Origin of the sequence: Cobetia sp. 1AS1 (assembly GCF_029846435.1) — a bacterium.
GTDB lineage: Bacteria > Pseudomonadota > Gammaproteobacteria > Pseudomonadales > Halomonadaceae > Cobetia > Cobetia amphilecti.
The window spans coordinates 345,223-360,142 of sequence record NZ_JARWKU010000001.1 but is presented as its reverse complement, the minus strand read 5'-3'; the positions used below and the strand labels follow the sequence as shown (position 1 = coordinate 360,142).

14 protein-coding genes are annotated in these 14,920 nt (G+C 64.3%); 4 read left to right on the top strand and 10 right to left on the bottom strand.

The window, feature by feature from the left end; all coding sequences use genetic code 11:
- Positions 1-8: 8 nt before the first annotated feature.
- The 9 genes from QD280_RS01590 to QD280_RS01550 all read right to left on the bottom strand — a co-directional run bounded on the left by QD280_RS01590 (position 9) and on the right by QD280_RS01550 (position 8,405).
- Positions 9-848: a mechanosensitive ion channel domain-containing protein gene (locus tag QD280_RS01590; RefSeq protein WP_234368228.1), complete on the bottom strand. Its 840-nt coding sequence runs from the start codon at positions 846-848 to the stop codon at positions 9-11.
- Between the two features lie 243 nt (positions 849-1,091).
- Positions 1,092-1,787: a hypothetical protein gene (locus tag QD280_RS01585; RefSeq protein ID WP_279838108.1), complete on the bottom strand. Its 696-nt coding sequence runs from the start codon at positions 1,785-1,787 to the stop codon at positions 1,092-1,094.
- Positions 1,762-2,961: a hypothetical protein gene (locus QD280_RS01580; RefSeq protein WP_279831088.1), complete on the bottom strand. Its 1,200-nt coding sequence runs from the start codon at positions 2,959-2,961 to the stop codon at positions 1,762-1,764. The genes QD280_RS01585 and QD280_RS01580 overlap by 26 nt, the downstream gene beginning before the upstream one ends.
- Positions 2,958-3,392 (bottom strand): GtrA family protein, encoded by a 435-nt coding sequence (locus tag QD280_RS01575; protein ID WP_159055771.1) that lies wholly within the window; start codon positions 3,390-3,392, stop codon positions 2,958-2,960. The genes QD280_RS01580 and QD280_RS01575 overlap by 4 nt, the downstream gene beginning before the upstream one ends.
- A complete protein-coding gene (locus QD280_RS01570; protein ID WP_225996383.1) occupies positions 3,382-4,518 on the bottom strand; it encodes a glycosyltransferase family 2 protein in 1,137 nt (378 codons plus the stop codon). Before QD280_RS01570 ends, QD280_RS01575 begins: the two co-directional genes overlap by 11 nt.
- A 543-nt stretch (positions 4,519-5,061) precedes the next feature.
- Positions 5,062-5,367, bottom strand: a complete 306-nt coding sequence (locus QD280_RS01565; RefSeq protein ID WP_279831094.1) for a cyd operon YbgE family protein — start codon at positions 5,365-5,367, stop codon at positions 5,062-5,064.
- A gap of 59 nt (positions 5,368-5,426) precedes the next feature.
- The gene (gene cydX, locus QD280_RS01560; protein ID WP_024951692.1) at positions 5,427-5,528 is read right to left on the bottom strand and encodes a cytochrome bd-I oxidase subunit CydX; all 102 of its coding nucleotides are present in this window, start codon (positions 5,526-5,528) and stop codon (positions 5,427-5,429) included.
- A 120-nt stretch (positions 5,529-5,648) separates the two neighbouring features.
- Complete coding sequence (gene cydB / locus QD280_RS01555) at positions 5,649-6,782, bottom strand: cytochrome d ubiquinol oxidase subunit II (protein ID WP_192837894.1); 1,134 nt, start codon at positions 6,780-6,782, stop codon at positions 5,649-5,651.
- 6 nt (positions 6,783-6,788) lie between these two features.
- On the bottom strand, positions 6,789-8,405 hold the full coding sequence (locus QD280_RS01550; protein WP_279838107.1) for a cytochrome ubiquinol oxidase subunit I: 1,617 nt from the start codon (positions 8,403-8,405) through the stop codon (positions 6,789-6,791).
- A 586-nt stretch (positions 8,406-8,991) separates the two neighbouring features.
- Between QD280_RS01550 and QD280_RS01545 the strand changes: the two genes are divergently transcribed.
- From QD280_RS01545 to QD280_RS01535, 3 genes are all read left to right on the top strand, one after another.
- Positions 8,992-9,855, top strand: coding sequence for a lipopolysaccharide kinase InaA family protein (locus QD280_RS01545; protein WP_063124274.1), 864 nt, complete (start codon positions 8,992-8,994; stop codon positions 9,853-9,855).
- Between the two features lie 361 nt (positions 9,856-10,216).
- Positions 10,217-10,810 carry an OmpW family outer membrane protein gene (locus QD280_RS01540; protein ID WP_054556795.1) on the top strand — a complete coding sequence of 198 codons (594 nt, stop codon included), beginning with the start codon at positions 10,217-10,219 and terminating at the stop codon, positions 10,808-10,810.
- Between the two features lie 342 nt (positions 10,811-11,152).
- A complete protein-coding gene (locus QD280_RS01535) occupies positions 11,153-11,902 on the top strand; it encodes an OmpW family outer membrane protein (protein WP_279838106.1) in 750 nt (249 codons plus the stop codon).
- Between the two features lie 159 nt (positions 11,903-12,061).
- On the opposite strand, the gene QD280_RS01530 is transcribed toward QD280_RS01535, so the two are convergent.
- Positions 12,062-13,054, bottom strand: coding sequence for a DMT family transporter (locus QD280_RS01530; RefSeq protein ID WP_279838105.1), 993 nt, complete (start codon positions 13,052-13,054; stop codon positions 12,062-12,064).
- Positions 13,055-13,209: 155 nt separating this feature from the next.
- Between QD280_RS01530 and QD280_RS01525 the strand changes: the two genes are divergently transcribed.
- On the top strand, positions 13,210-14,916 hold the full coding sequence (locus QD280_RS01525; protein ID WP_279838104.1) for a PLP-dependent aminotransferase family protein: 1,707 nt from the start codon (positions 13,210-13,212) through the stop codon (positions 14,914-14,916).
- Positions 14,917-14,920 lie beyond the last annotated feature (4 nt).

Below are 14,920 nucleotides of genomic sequence, written 5' to 3'. Positions count from 1 at the left end.
TGCAGAAGTTACTCGGCCGGCGTGCTGGCCTGATGGAAGTGCACATCGCGCTGCGGGTAAGGAATACTGATGCCGCGCTCATCGAAGGTCAGCTTGATGCGTTCGGTCATGTCCCACTTCAGCGCCCAGTAATCGGAGGCCTGACACCACATGCGGAAGTTGAAGTTGACCGAGCTGTCGGCCAGTTCCGCCACGGCGATCAGGTAAGACGGCTCCTTCATGATGCGCTCGTCACCGGCGACCAGCTCCTCGAGCACCGCCTTGACCTGACGGATGTCGTCGTCATAGCTGACACCGACGACCAGATCCAGACGACGCGTCGGCAGCGCCGAGTAGTTGGTGATGGTGTTGGACATGACGCTGGAGTTCGGCACTGTGACCTTGCGGTTGTCCGGCGTCACCAGGCGGGTCTGCAGCATGGTGATCTGATCGACGCTACCGGAGGTGCCGGCGGCTTCGACGTAATCGCCCTTCTTGAACGGACGCAGCGTGACCAGCAGGAAGCCGGAGGCCAGATTGGACAGCGAGCTCTGCAGCGCCAGACCGATCGCCAGCCCCGCGGCACCCAGCGCGGCGATCATGGAGGTGGTATCGACACCGAGCTGGTCCAGAGCGGTCAGCAGCACCATGACCACCAGGATGGCGTAGGCGATCTGGCCGACGAAACCGGCCGCCGCCTCGTCCATGCTCTTGCGGTGCAGCAGCGAGGTCGCCCACTGGGTCAGGCGCTTGGCGACCCACATGCCGAAGACCAGCACGGCCAGCGCCGACAGCAGGGTTCCGCCCCATTGCAGCCCTATCTCGAACAGCTGACTGGTATCCATGGGAATGGCATTCAAAAATTCCACGACAACTCCTTGAGCATCCCTTGCGTGGCAGTCAGCAGACCACCGGGTGCTTTATCGTTATAGGGCACGAGGCGGGCGCCGGGGACGCACCGACACTCGGCCGAACGGATCATTGGGTATTCACGCGCGCACAATTTACCTGACTATCGGCGTCACGTCAGTGCTCTTGCCACTGGGGACCGCGTGCCCAGCTCTGCGCTCATCACGTCATTCATCACGCCATTCCTAAATCCAGGGCGCACGTCAGGGCTGCGCCCGAGCGGGCGTCAGTCCCAGCGGTGAGCGCAGCGTCAGCGCGTCCAGGCGCAGGCCCACGGGAAACTTGTTGGCATCCAGACCCGCATCACGCGGCGCGATGGGCGGCGGCCCCTTGAGGGTCAGGCTGAATCTGCCGTCGCTCGCAATCAGCGCGGCGGGCACCTCGACCTCGAAGCGCTCATAACGGCCGCCCACCGGCCAGCGCGTGACGGTCTGCTCTCCGATCATGACTTCCACCGGCAGCGCGGTGGCCGAATCCGGGAAACGTGACAGCTCAAGCGCCACGACCACGGCCTGCGAGCCTGCCGGCGAGACCTCGGGCGCGACCCGCAGGCGCAAGGTGACCTCCGCCAGCCGCGCACTGACCGGCACGTCTGGCTGGGGCGAGTAGAAACCGGCCCACAGCACGCCGCAATTGCCCAGCGGCTCGCCCTTGCGGACGGGATAGCGCTCACCGGGCGTCAGTACCGGCACCTCGCCCATCGGCCGATAGCAGGTGGTGGCATGCTCGATGAAGTAGCGCCGATAGTGATCATCGACCCTGGGCGTGCGCGCCAGCCACAGCAGGGTGAGTTCGAAGGCCAGCACCACCACGGTGGCCAGCAGCAGCCAGATCCGCTGGCTGCGCCGTGGCCGTGGCGCGCCATACAGGGCATCAGACGAGCCAGAAGACGGTGTCATACCAGTTCTCCACCAGCCAGAGATTAGCGAGCGCGCCCAGCATGACCAGGCCCCAGGCCAGCGTGCGTGGCAGACGAGTGAGCAGGTCATGCAGGGCCAGCACGAACACGGGCATGCCGATCATGTAGCGCGGAATGGCGTCCAGCCCGGTCGCCAGCGGTACGAACAGCGTGAAGCCCGCCAGCCCCATCTCCAGCCAGCGCCGCTGCACGCCCAGCCAGCCGATCAGGCCGACACCGACCAGCGCCATGCTCGCCTGCCACGCCGGGCGCAGCGTTTCCGGCGCGCTCTGCCAATAGCTCAGCCCTTCAATGAGGTTGGCGAGGGGGTTGCCCATCTCACGGCCCCAGGAAATCTGCACATGACTGAAGGCCAGCGCGTCGCCCGTCCGGTGATAGAGCAGCGCCATGAACAGAAACAGCCCCAAGGGTCCCACCACGCCGATCAGCAGCCAATCGGGCCGCCGCCACAGCTCGGCGAAGGCGCGCAGGCGCAGGCGTGCCACAAGCTCGATTCCCATCGCGATGACCCAGAACACCCCGGTGGCGCGGGTCATCGACAACAGCAGCGTCCAGAGCATCACGCGACCGGTGCGCTGACAGCGCCAGTCGATCAATGACGCCAGACACAGCAGCCAGAACAGTGACTCGGAATAGAGTGCGCTGAAATAGAAGCTGTACGGCATGCTGGCCGCCAGCCACACGAACAGCAGCAACGGCGCGCCGGGGCGCGTGATGGCCAGATAGCGACAGCCCAGCCCCAGCGCGACGGCCAGCAAGGCATTGCTCAGGAGCACGCCCATCAGTTCGGGGTCCAGCTGGCCGCCCAGCGTCACCAGCCACAGCAGCGCCGGATAGAGCGGGAAGAAGGCCCAGTTGGCGGCGTCGCCGTCGCTCATGCCACGCGCCTCGACATCGTAGCCGCGCGTCATGATGCCCTTGAACCAGCTGCCGTCGAACTGCGCCATGGCGTGCAGATAGCTGTGATCGCCCCACAGCGCGATGGCGAGCCAGACGGCGCGCGTCACCAGCAACGCCAGCAGGATATGCCCCCAGGGAATGCGCACGGCCTGCGCCCGCGCGAGCGCCTCAAAGGGGGGCGGCGTCTCGGCCGCCAGTGTCTTGAGGCGCTCCCCCAGCGTCGAGCGCGGCCCTGCGGTGACGCTGTCATTCATGCATGGTCTTCCTTGAAGGCCCACAACCGTGAGGCCAGATAGGTCACGATCGGCACCGAGAGCGTGGCGATCGCGATGGCGACGAAGCCCGACAGATCCAGCCCCTGCATCAGCAGTGCCAACAGGCCATTGTTGAGCGCGAAGCCGCCCGCCGCGACCAGTCCGAAGCGCCAGGCACTGCCCTGGCGCTTGAAGGTCAGCCGGCGATGGCCGACCAGCGAGACCTGAAAGGCGACGCAGAAGGCAATGATATTGGCGATGAACTCATTGAGCTGCGGCCACAGGAACAGCAGCAAGGCGGCGACGCCCAGGTGCACGCCCGTCGCGGCAAGCCCGACCAGCCCGAAGCGGGTCGCGGTGCCCGCCTCCTCCCTGGCGCGGGCAGTGACTGGTCTGTCGGACTCGCTGACGCCTTCACGATCAGCGCTCAAGTGATTCACCTCGCGCCGCGTCGCGTGACGCGCCGCGTACGACTCGCGCAGTGCTCAGGCCGCTGTCGAGGCCCCTGTCCGGTGACACGCTGCCCGGCGGGCTGTCGTGCAGACTGTCATGGTCGATCAAGTAAAGCGGACGCTGCTTGGTTTCCATGAACAGGCGACCAAGGTATTCGCCCAGCACGCCGATCGAGATCAGCTGCATGCCGCCGAAGAACAGGATCGCGACCATCAGTGAGGCATAGCCCGGCGCATCGGCGCCGAACAGCACCGTCTTGCTGATGATCACCAGGATATAGAGGAAGGACAGAGCGGCGACGACACTGCCGATATAGGTCCAGACCCGCAGCGGCCAGGTCGAGAAGCTCACCACGCCATCGAGGGCGAAGTTCCACAGCTTCCAGTAGTTGAACTTGGTGGTGCCGGCCGTGCGCGACGGGCGCTGGTAGGTGACGCCCACCGAGCGATAGCCGGGCCACGAGAACAGGCCCTTCATGAAGCGGTTTCGCTCGGGCAGGCGCCGCAGCGCCTCGACGACACGGCGGTCCAGCAGGCGAAAGTCGCCCGCATCGCGCGGTATCTCGGTGAAGGTCAAGCGGTTGAAGACGCGGTAGAACCAGCCTGCCGTCTTGCGCTTGGTGGCGGTGTCTTCATCGCGCGCGGCGCGCACGCCATAGACCATGTCGTAGCCGGCCTGCCATTGGCTGATGAACTCGAGGATCACCTCCGGCGGGTCCTGCAGATCGACATCCATCGGCACGACGGCATCGCCACGCGCCTGCTCGATGCCGGCGGACATGGCCGCTTCCTTGCCGAAGTTGCGTGTCAGGCTCAGGTAGCGCACGCGGGCATCACCGGCCGCCGCGGCCTCCAGACACGCCAAGGTGCCGTCGGTTGAGCCATCATCGACGAACAGCACTTCAAGATGTGGCACCTGCGAGCCCAGGGTCTTCTCGATGGCCTCCAGAAAGAGACCGATGGTCTCCTCCTCGTTCATCACCGGCACCACCAATGACAAGACCCAGTCACCGGAAAGGCGGCGCGACATGTCGCGGGGAATATGCCCCGACGAGGACTGCCGGCCAGACGCCTGGCCACAGGATGCATCAGCTGAGGACCGCATGGTATTTCCTCCATCGAGAGCCCCGTCATTCATGCACGCCAGGGCATCATCATCTGACAAGGTAAGAGTGAAGAGGACACAGGTGCTGCACCAGCGCCTTACCAGACACTCGCCCGCTCTCGATCGGCGCCTCTCCTCCCTCCGCTCCATTACCTCTTGGGGCCGAGGGCGACGAATACAACACGGCGTCAATGCGGATGGCGGCCAGCGCGAACCGGTCTGCCAGCTGCCAGAATCCGTGAAAAGCTCCGCACAGCGCCAGACATCGGCAATGGCTTGCGAGAGCCTGTGAGGGTTTACGATGGCCTGCGGGGCCGGCGAGGGCTTGCGAGAGTGGTCGGTGAGAGCGGTCTGCGCGGGTCAATGAGCGCGACACCACCTCGCTGCGTTATAGAGCCTGCGGCCTCAACAAGTAAAGCCTGAATCACTCAAGGACTTGCAAGCCATGCCATTAGCCATCAACAAACACGGCCGCTCCAGGGAGCGGCCGTGTTTGCTTGTGCCATGACAGGAATCGCAATGCAAGGAGTCTGCGCAATCGCGTTACTGGCTGGACGCGAGGGCCAACAGCGTGATGAGCAAAAGACCCCAGCTCAGCGGCGCCCCCAGCAGCCAGGCGCGGGTCGCATGGCGCGGCACCAGGCCGACGCCATGCGTGAAGCCGGCGCCCAGCCCCCACAGCGCGACCAGCAACATCAGATAGCGCGGCCCTGTCTGCATCGAGGCTATCGCATCCGGCCCCAGCAGCATCCAGATGGCCACCATGGCAGACAGGAGCAGCGAGGCCAGATGGGCAGGTCGAGTTCGGCACCAGGCCGGTGGTCGTGAGGCGTACCAGGGTCGTGACATCGAGCTCTCCTTGATCGGAACGGTCAGCGGCGCAGAAGTAACGTTGGGGGCCGCCTCACTCAATCATCGTCAAAGGTGTGGGTCTGCTCAAGCCACAATGCATTGATGATGCCCGCGAAGCAGGCCAGCAACACACCGAGAATCCAGGCGAAATACCACATGGTGTCGTCTCCTGACGAGGGCACTGCCCTCGCCTGTTGATAGCAAATGGAAGCAATTGGCTCAGCTAGCTCAACTCAATTCAGGCCAGCTCAACTCAGGTCAGATCAGCCCAGCGCACCTCAATACAGGCTGTGACCGTCCTGCTCGATATGCGCGACGTTGACGCGACGCCACATCTTCACGTAGCACCAGGTGGTGTAGAGGATGATGGTCGGCACCATCACCAGTCCCGCCACGGTGACGATGGAGAGCGTCAGCTCGCTGGAAACGGAATCCCACAGCGTCAGACTGGCCTCGCTCATGCGCGAGGACGGCACGATGAACGGGAACATGCTGATGCCGGCGGTGGCGACCACACCCCCTACCCCGACGGAGCTTGCCGTGAAGGCCGCGCCGCCCTTGCGCCGAGCCGACAGCACCATCGCGGCCAGCACACCGACCACCACGCTGAGCGGTGCCAGCAGCGTCAACGGCTCACGTGCATAGACATCCAGCCAGCTGCCCGGCCCGACCTGCTTGTCGAGCAGCTTCAAGGCCGAAGCGGTATCGCCCATCTGATCGATGCTGTAGCCCATGCCGGACAGCCACACCCACAGGCCGCCCAGCGCGAACAGCCCCAACGTCAGCAGACCCAGCGGCTGCACCAGACGCGCGCTGCGAGCGGCGACGGCCTCATCGGCACGCGCCACCAGCCAGGTGCCGCCATGCAGCATCACCATCACCACCGACAGCGCGGCGCACAGCAAGGCGAAGGGGTTGAACAGGCCCAGGTAGCTGCCGGCGTAGCTGGCACGCATGAACTGATCGACTTCCAGCGGCACGCCCTGCAGCAGGTTGCCGAAGATCAGCCCGAAGAAGGCGGTGGGAATCAGGCTGCCGGCGACGATGCCGCGGTCCCACCAGCCACGCCACTGGGTGTTCTCGAGCTTGGAGCGGTAGTCAAAGCCCAGCGGGCGGAAGAACAGTGAGAACAGGATGGTCAGCATCGCGAAATAGAAGCTGGAGAACACGGCGCCGTAGACCACCGGCCACACCGCGAACACCGCGCCGATGGCCGTGACCAGCCACACCTGATTGCCATCCCAGTGCGGGGCCAGGGTATTGATCACCACACGGCGCTCGCTGTCACTGCGGCTGACCAGCGGCATCAGCATCGCCGCGCCCATGTCCATGCCATCGGTGATGACGAAGCCGATCAGCAGCAGCCCTACCGCCACCCACCAGAACAGCTTGAGGATCTCGTAATCCCACATGATCCGTTACTCCTTGAATGACAGCGAAGGATTGAGTGACATGCCGTCATCTTCGGACATGGCGCCATGGTGGATGCCGCCGCGCTCGAAGTGATAGCGACCGGTGTGCAGGGAAGACGGCCCCTTGCGCGCGAAGTGGAACATCAGCCACATCTCGATGACGAAGAACAGGCTGTAGAAGGCCAGGAAGCCACCGATGGACCACCACAGGTCGGACTCATCCAGACTCGAGGCCGCCATGAAGGTCGGCAGGATCTCACCCACCGCCCACGGCTGACGTCCGAATTCGGCCACGAACCAGCCGGTTTCCACGGCGATGAACGGCAGTGGGATCGACAGCAGGCAGATCCACAGGAAGGGCCGCACGTCGAAGCGGTGCTTGGCGGTCATCCACACCGCAGCGATGAAGATCACCAGCATCGCCATGCCACAGGCAACCATGATGCGGAACGAGAAGAACATCGGCGCGACCGGCGGAATCGAGTCTGCGGCGGCCTTGTCGATCATCTCCGGCGTGGCATCGGAGGGCGTCTCGACGTAGCGCTTGAGCAGCATGCCGTAGCCGAGATCATCCTTGACCGCATCGAAGGCCTTGCGGGTGGCGATGTCGTCCTGGCCATCACGCAACTGCTGGAGCAGGTCATAGGCCTGCATGCCATTGAGGATGCGTCCGCGGTGGTCTTCGGTCAGCTCCTTGATACCGGGGATCTCGGTATCCAGCGAGCGCGTACCGATCAGGCCCATCACATAGGGAATGTGGATGCCGTAATCGGTGTGCTGGGTCTCCTCGTTGGGCAGACCGATCAGCGTGAATGACGCCGGCGCCGGCTCGGTTTCCCACATCGCCTCGATGGCGGCCATCTTGGCCTTCTGGACATCCCCGACCTCGTAGCCGGACTCATCGCCCAGCACGATCACCGAAGCCACCGAGAACAGGCCGAAGGCGGCGGCGATGGCGAAGCTGCGCTTGGCGAAGCCCAGATCACGCCCCTTGAGCAGATAGAAGGCGCTGATGCCGAGCACGAACATGGCGCCGGTCACATAGCCGGCCGACACGGTATGCACGAACTTGGCCTGGGCGACCGGGTTGAAGATGACATCCGCGAAGCTGGTCAGCTCCATGCGCATGGTCTCGAAATTGAAGGCCGCACCGACAGGGTTCTGCATCCAGCCGTTGGCGATCAGGATCCACAGCGCCGAGAAGTTGGAGCCGAAGGCGACAAGCCAGGTCACCATCAGGTGCTGACGCTTGGTCAGGCGGTCCCAGCCGAAGAAGAACAGGCCAACGAAGGTGGACTCGAGGAAGAAGGCCACCAGGCCCTCGATGGCCAGCGGCGCACCGAAGATGTCGCCGACGTAATGCGAGTAGTAGGCCCAGTTGGTGCCGAACTGGAATTCCATCGTCAGGCCAGTGGCAACGCCAAGGGCGAAGTTGATACCGAACAGCTTGCCCCAGAACTTGGTCATGTCCTGGTAGACCTGCTTGCCGGTCATGACATACAGGGATTCCATGATGGCCAGCAGGAAGGCCATGCCGATGGTCAATGGTACGAACAGGAAGTGGTAGAGCGCGGTCATGCCGAACTGGAACCGCGACAGCTCCACGACGGTATCGGAGATCATGTCTTAACCCCTTTGCGATAAGGCGGACGGTCAGGCTGCCGTCCCTGCATGCGCTTGCCACCGACGTCGGGCGGACGCATCAGGCCGACTCTCGCCGGCAAGCACACAGGCAATGGCACCGTGGCACCAAGACCTTGGTCGGCATTGTCTACCCTCCCGCGCCAGTCTCCAGATGTCAGGTTGTCGCACTCACCGGGCGAATGTCGCACCCGCCACCTCCGCCAAGTGCCTGTTGTCACTGGACAACTCCGCTGCAAGCCGCATGGATGCTGGAGCGATGGGGCTCGCTGGCCTGGCGCCATCTCAACGCTGACTCTGCGCACCCCTGCGCGCGCTGCGACCATCGACCACACTGCGACGTTGCACCACGCTGCGACCGACTGGCGCATCCAAGCGCCGTCAGGCGCCGCGCAGCAAGCCATCACGGCCCCGAGCCATTGACGCGCTGGGAACGAGAGTTTTGTGCCGCAGGCCTGTCACTTCCCCAGCAGGCTAACTATCATGGCCAGTCATCGCAGCGCTCACCGACAAGGATTGCCAGTGAACGCTTACCGCCTATCACCCGAGACCGTGATTCCTACCTGACATGACGCATCGCTCCCCCATTCATCCCTCTGCTGGTCACACCGCCACCACCAGCCCCAGCGCCACGGCGCCGCGCGGCCACGGCGATTACTGCGAAGCCGGCCTCGCCCGCCTGCTGGAGCAGCACGACCTCAATAGCTTCGATGCCCTGTGGCAAGTGGCAGCCCACGACGTCGACGCGCCGAATCGTGAACGCGGCGGCGTCTCGACGGTTTCGCTGCTGACGCTCGAGGATGAGGACGGCAACAGCCATCGCCTCTATCTCAAGCGCCAGACCAACCACCTGGGCCGCAGCCTGGCGCGCCCGCTGGGCGAACCGACCTTCTCTCGCGAATGGCGTGCCATCCGTCACTATCACGCGCTGGGAATACCGGCAGTGGACGCCGGCTGGTACGGCGAGCGGCGTGCTGGCCGGGAATGGCGCGCCATCCTGATCACCTTCGATCTCGCCGGGCGCGATGATCTGGACCACTGGCATGAACGCTGGGCGGAACTCGATGCCGGCATGCGCTCTCAGGTCATCACCGCCAGCGCCCGCCTCGTTCGCGAGATTCATCAGGCTGGCCTGATGCATGGCTGTCTGTTCCCCAAGCACCTCTTCCTGAGTCGCCCGCCGAGTGAGTCGCCGGCCAGCACCTGGCAGATGGACGCCGTCATCATCGACCTCGAGAAGACGCGCCGCTTCGTGCTGCGCCGTCACGAGTGCCTGCGCGATCTCTACGTGCTGTGGCGCCGCCTGAAGGGCTGGCAGCACGATGAATGGCGACAATTTCTGGCCGTCTATCGCGATGCGGATGCGCAGAGCGCCGAGGTCAGTCAGTGGCTGAAAGAGCTGGAAGCACGCGCCGCACGCAAGCGGCGCTGAGCCTGCAGAGCCCGGTGACGATCTTTGGCGTAGTGAGTACTAACCTCGCGCACGGCATGCGACCAAGGTCTTGGTCACCTTGCGCGAGGATGAATGGGGATGTCGCTCGAATGCGTCATCGCAAGTCTCACTCGTGAGACATTAAACTTCCCTGAAATAATCGGTAACATCCGCTAACAGGACGCCTAACAAGTTTTCAAACAACGTTCTAAAAAAATGCTTGCCAAACAGAACGCTGTTTTTTATAGTTCGCAGCGTCCCCTGATCGACGCAGCCACGCAGAGCACACGGCCCAAGCCGTAGGGTAGCGAGGCACTGCTGACAGGCAGCTCACGAAGCCAAGCTTCAAGGAGAACTACACATGAAAGCTATCAAGATCCTGACCGCTACTGTTATCGCCGGCACCATGGCAATGGGCGCACAATCCGCCATGGCATATGGCAAGGGTGATATCTTCCTGCGCGGTGGCGTTGCCAAGGTCGACGGCAAGAGCAACAACGGCAACGGTCTGATCGCCAAGGACGAGTCTGGCTTCGCCGGTTCCGTGGGCTACATGTTCCACGACAACCTGGCCATCGCCCTGCAGTCCACTGAAGAATTCAGCACTGACTGGGAAAACAGCGCCGGTGGTTTCGATCAGATGCCGATCAACCTGATGCTGCAGTACTACCCGCTGGGCGGTACTGAAGCCCGCGTCCAGCCGTACGCTGGTGTCGGCCTGAACTACACCCACTTCTCCGGTGAGTCTGCCGGTGGCCAGAGCATGGACATCGACGACAGCTACGGCGCCGCTGCCGAGCTGGGTGTGGACCTCAAGATCACCGAAGCCTGGGCCGTCAACGGCTTCGCTCGTTACGCCGACGTCAAGGCCGATACCAAGATCGCCGGTCAGGACGTGAACGACACCGAGCTGGACCCGGTCACTGTCGGTGCTGGTGTCACCTACCGCTTCTAAGTCCTTGTGGGAGGCGTGAACATGCCTCCAGCGAGTACCTGGCAAGCCGTGTGATGCCACATCACGCAAGCGTCAGCGATGGAGCTCGGCGACGCCGTGCCGTCCAGGCGCAGATGGGCATCACACACAAACGCCGCAGACCTTCGGGTCTGCGGCGTTTTCGTTGTGGTCAGCCAACGGCTACATGGCCGATCTTCAGAGGCGCGGCGCAGAAATTGACCTGGATCAACCACGTCCCTCACCGAGCAAGAACGCGCGTAAACTCTTGTCCCAGATCAAATTTCTCGAAATTCGGCCACCTAGAATGAGGGCATTGTTCCCCGCCATCCTTCAGGAGCCATCATGTCCGACGTCGTCACTCGCTCAGCCTCCCTCCCCGCGCACCTGACTTCGCGCAGCCCGCGCTCTGCAGCACGCCCGTGGCAGCTTCTGGCACTGGCAGGCCTCACCGGCCTCGCGACTCTCGGTGCCGCACCGGCCATGGCCGCCGACTCGCTGAATGGCGGCTCTCACAGCTCTCTCAACTCTCTCAGCTCTCTCAACTACGGCGCCGGGCAGTTCTGGACGCGAGCGGGTGTCGCCAAGGTCTCGCCGAAGAGTGACAACGGTCGCATCGATGCCATCGGCGCCGATGTGGATGTCGATGATGACAGCGCCTTTGCCTTTACTCTCGGCTATCGCTTCACCGACACCTTCGGTATCGAACTGCTGGCGGCGCAAGATTTCGACCACGACATCTCGCTCAATGGCCAGAAAGCCGGTTCCGTCGATCACCTGCCGCCGACCCTGACACTGCAGTACTACCCGCTTGGCGGACGTGAATCGCGCATCCAGCCGTACATCGGCGCGGGGGTCAATTACACCCACTTCTCCGACGAAACCCTCGACGATGGCACCAAACTCGAGATGGATGACAGCTGGGGCGCGGCCGCACAGATCGGCGTCGATCTGGTGATCAACGAGCACTGGGCGGCCAACGTCGCCGCCTGGTATCTGGATATCGATTCCGATGTCACCGTGGCGGGCAGCGTCAACGACAAGGTCGAGATCGACCCCATCGTGACCATGGCCGGGATCAGCTATCGCTTCTGACCAGGCATTGCTGGGCTAGCGTTTCTGATCAAGCGCATCTGACTGGCCAGAGACGACAACGCCCCGCCAGCCCATCTCGGGCCGGCGGGGCGTTGTGCTTTGTACTTGGTGCGTTGTGCGTTGTGCGTTGTGAGTTGTGAGTTGTGCGCTCGGCACGCCTCAGCGCGGGGCGGCTTGCCCACTGTTCGTCGTTGCCGAAGCATTGGAAGTTGTTGCAGTCGATGAGGTTGAGGGCGTTGAGGGCGAAGGCGGCGTGGCCTCGTCGACCGGCGCCTTGCTCACCTTGCCCGGACGCGGACGGTCCAGCACCAGTCCCAGCACCACCAGTGCCGCGCCCGCCACCATCAGCGCGGTCCACTGCTCATCGAACAGCCACCATGCCATCAGCGCGGCACACGGCGGCACCAGGAAGAAGGTGCGCGCGACCTGATGGGCCTCGCCCCGCTCCAGCATCAGCATCAGCAGCCAGATGGCACCGACCGAGATGGCGATCACCAGCCAGGCCATGGTCAGCAGCAGACGCGGCGTGGGGTCAAAGGCAAAGCTGCCGACACTGGTCGCGGCGACGATGAATACCGCGCCCGCACCGAGATACTGGAACATCAGCCCCTCGACCAGCCCCATGCGCCCGGAGACCCGCTTCTGCCACAGCGTCGAGCTGGACACGCCGATCAGCGCCACCAGACACCAGACGAGCCCGATCAGCGGCCACTCCAGGGTGCCCGCGCCGTCCTTGGCAAGCCCTGCCCCCAGCACCAGGCTGACGCCGATGGCGCCACAGCCAAGCCCCGCCCACTGCTTGGCCCCCAGCCGCACGCCGAACAACGGCAGTGACAAGGCCGCCGTCACCAGTGGATGCAGGCTGACCAGCAGCGCCGTCAGGCCCGCCGGCAGCCCCGCCTTGACCGCCGCGAACACGCCACCCAGATAGGCGCCATGCAACAGCATGCCGATGCCCATCTGCGCCAGACGGTCGTTGCGCCGCCCCCACTGACGCGGCTTGCGGCGCAGCCACAGAATCAACCCCAGCACCGGCAGCACCAGCAGGCTGCGCACCAGCAGCAAGGTGAAGGGTTCAGCGTCCAGGGTACCGAAGCGTGCGGCGATGAAGCCGCTGGCGAACAGAAACACGAAGCAAAGTGGCATCCACATCACGCAGACTCCAGCGAGAGAAATGACAAGCGGTCGGCCCGGGGCAGGTGCAGGATATGCACCGACGGGACCACGACATGAGCCTTCAGCTTGCCGCGAACCCTCAAGGGGGCACAAGATACAGATAATCACCAATTCAAGGGGTACAGACAGGCATGTCATCCGCCGAGCACGCTTCGTCCGCCAGCCGCCCTTCGCTTGCCGGCGATGCCATCAGCTCAACCACCAGCTCAATCGCCAGCTCAGGCGCCACTGCCGCGACGCTGCCGCGCTATCAGCAGCTGGTCGAGCGACTCAAGGCCCAGATGGCGACGGGCAAACTGAACGCAGGACAGCGCCTGCCTTCGCTCAGGCGGCAGGCGGCGCAGTCGGGGCTCGGCCTCAACAGCGTGATTCGTGCCTATGGCGAGCTGGAGGCGACGGGCCTGATCATCGCCGAACCGCGTGCCGGCTATCGGGTCGCGCCATCGACGCAGGCTGCTCACGACACGGATGACCTGAATACCGGCTCACAGAACAGCCCGACTTCATCACGCCACCCTAGGGAGTCGCAGCACGGGCAGCGGGAGTCACATCACAGGCCGCGCGCCATCACCACACTCACCATCAGTGACCCGGCCTGGCAGGCGATGGCGAATGCCAGTGATCCGCGCCTGGCGCCATTGGGTGCCGCTCACCCGGAGCTGGACGCCCCCGCCGTGCGTCGCCTGTATCGTCTGGCGCGCACTCAGCTCGGGGCGCATGCCCAGCATCCCAGCGCCTATGCCCTGCCGCCGGGCTCGAGCGCGCTGCGCACTGCCATCGCCCAGCACCTCAGCCACCACGGTCATCCCTGTGACAGCGATGCCCTGTTGATCAGCCAGGGGGCGCAGCATGGCATGTCATTGCTGCTCGGCCAGCTGCGTGCCGCCAAGGGCCGCTGCCGGGTCGGCGTCGAAGCGCCGGGCTATTTCGGCATCGTGGCCGCAATCGAAGCCCAGGGCCATCAGGCGATCGCCATTCCTGCCCGCGCGCACCAAGGACTGGATGTCGCGGCGCTCGAGCGTCTGCTCGAACGTCATGATGACAAGACGCCCGCCCTGACGCTGGATGCCCTGATCGTGACCGCGGATGGCCACAATCCCCTGGGCGGACAGCTGAGCACGCCAGATCGCCACCGCCTGCTGGCACTGGCGGCCCGCCACGCCATCCTGCTGGTCGAGAACACCACCTTTGCCGAGCTGAGTTTCGATACCCGCCAGCCGTGGCTGGCCGACCTCGCCCACCGCCATGCCGACAGGCCGATGCCTGCGCTGATCAGTCTCGGATCATTTTCCAAGACGCTGGACCCCCGCACCCGCTGCGGCTGGCTGTGGCTGTCACGGCCCGAGCAGGAGTCACCACTGGGGCTGCAGGCGATGATTCGAGCACGCTGGGCCAATGGCATGGGCGACATGCCGTGGATGCATGCTGCCCTGAGCGAACTGATCACCAGCGGGGATTACGGCCGCCATGTGCAGCGCATGCGACGCTGCTATGCGCGCCGCCTGGAACGTCTGCGCGCGCACCTGAGCGCAGCACTGGGTGACCGAGTCTGGCTGCCGCCGCCGAGCGGCGGCTATCTGCAATGGTGTGGCCTGCCCAGCCTTGAGGCGCGCCAGCTGGAGCAGTTGCATCAGGACCTGCTGAATGCAGGCATCGCCACCCTGCCCGGCAGCCTGTTCAATGCTGAACAGTCCGGCCTGCGTCTCAATGCGGCCCAGCTCGGTGAGGAAGTGACGCAGAGCGCTGCGCGGCCCTCTGACGAGATTCCCCGCCAGCAGGACATACTGGCGCGCCTCACCGCTCACCTGCAAAAAGCCCTCGCACAGGGCGAGGGCTGATTGA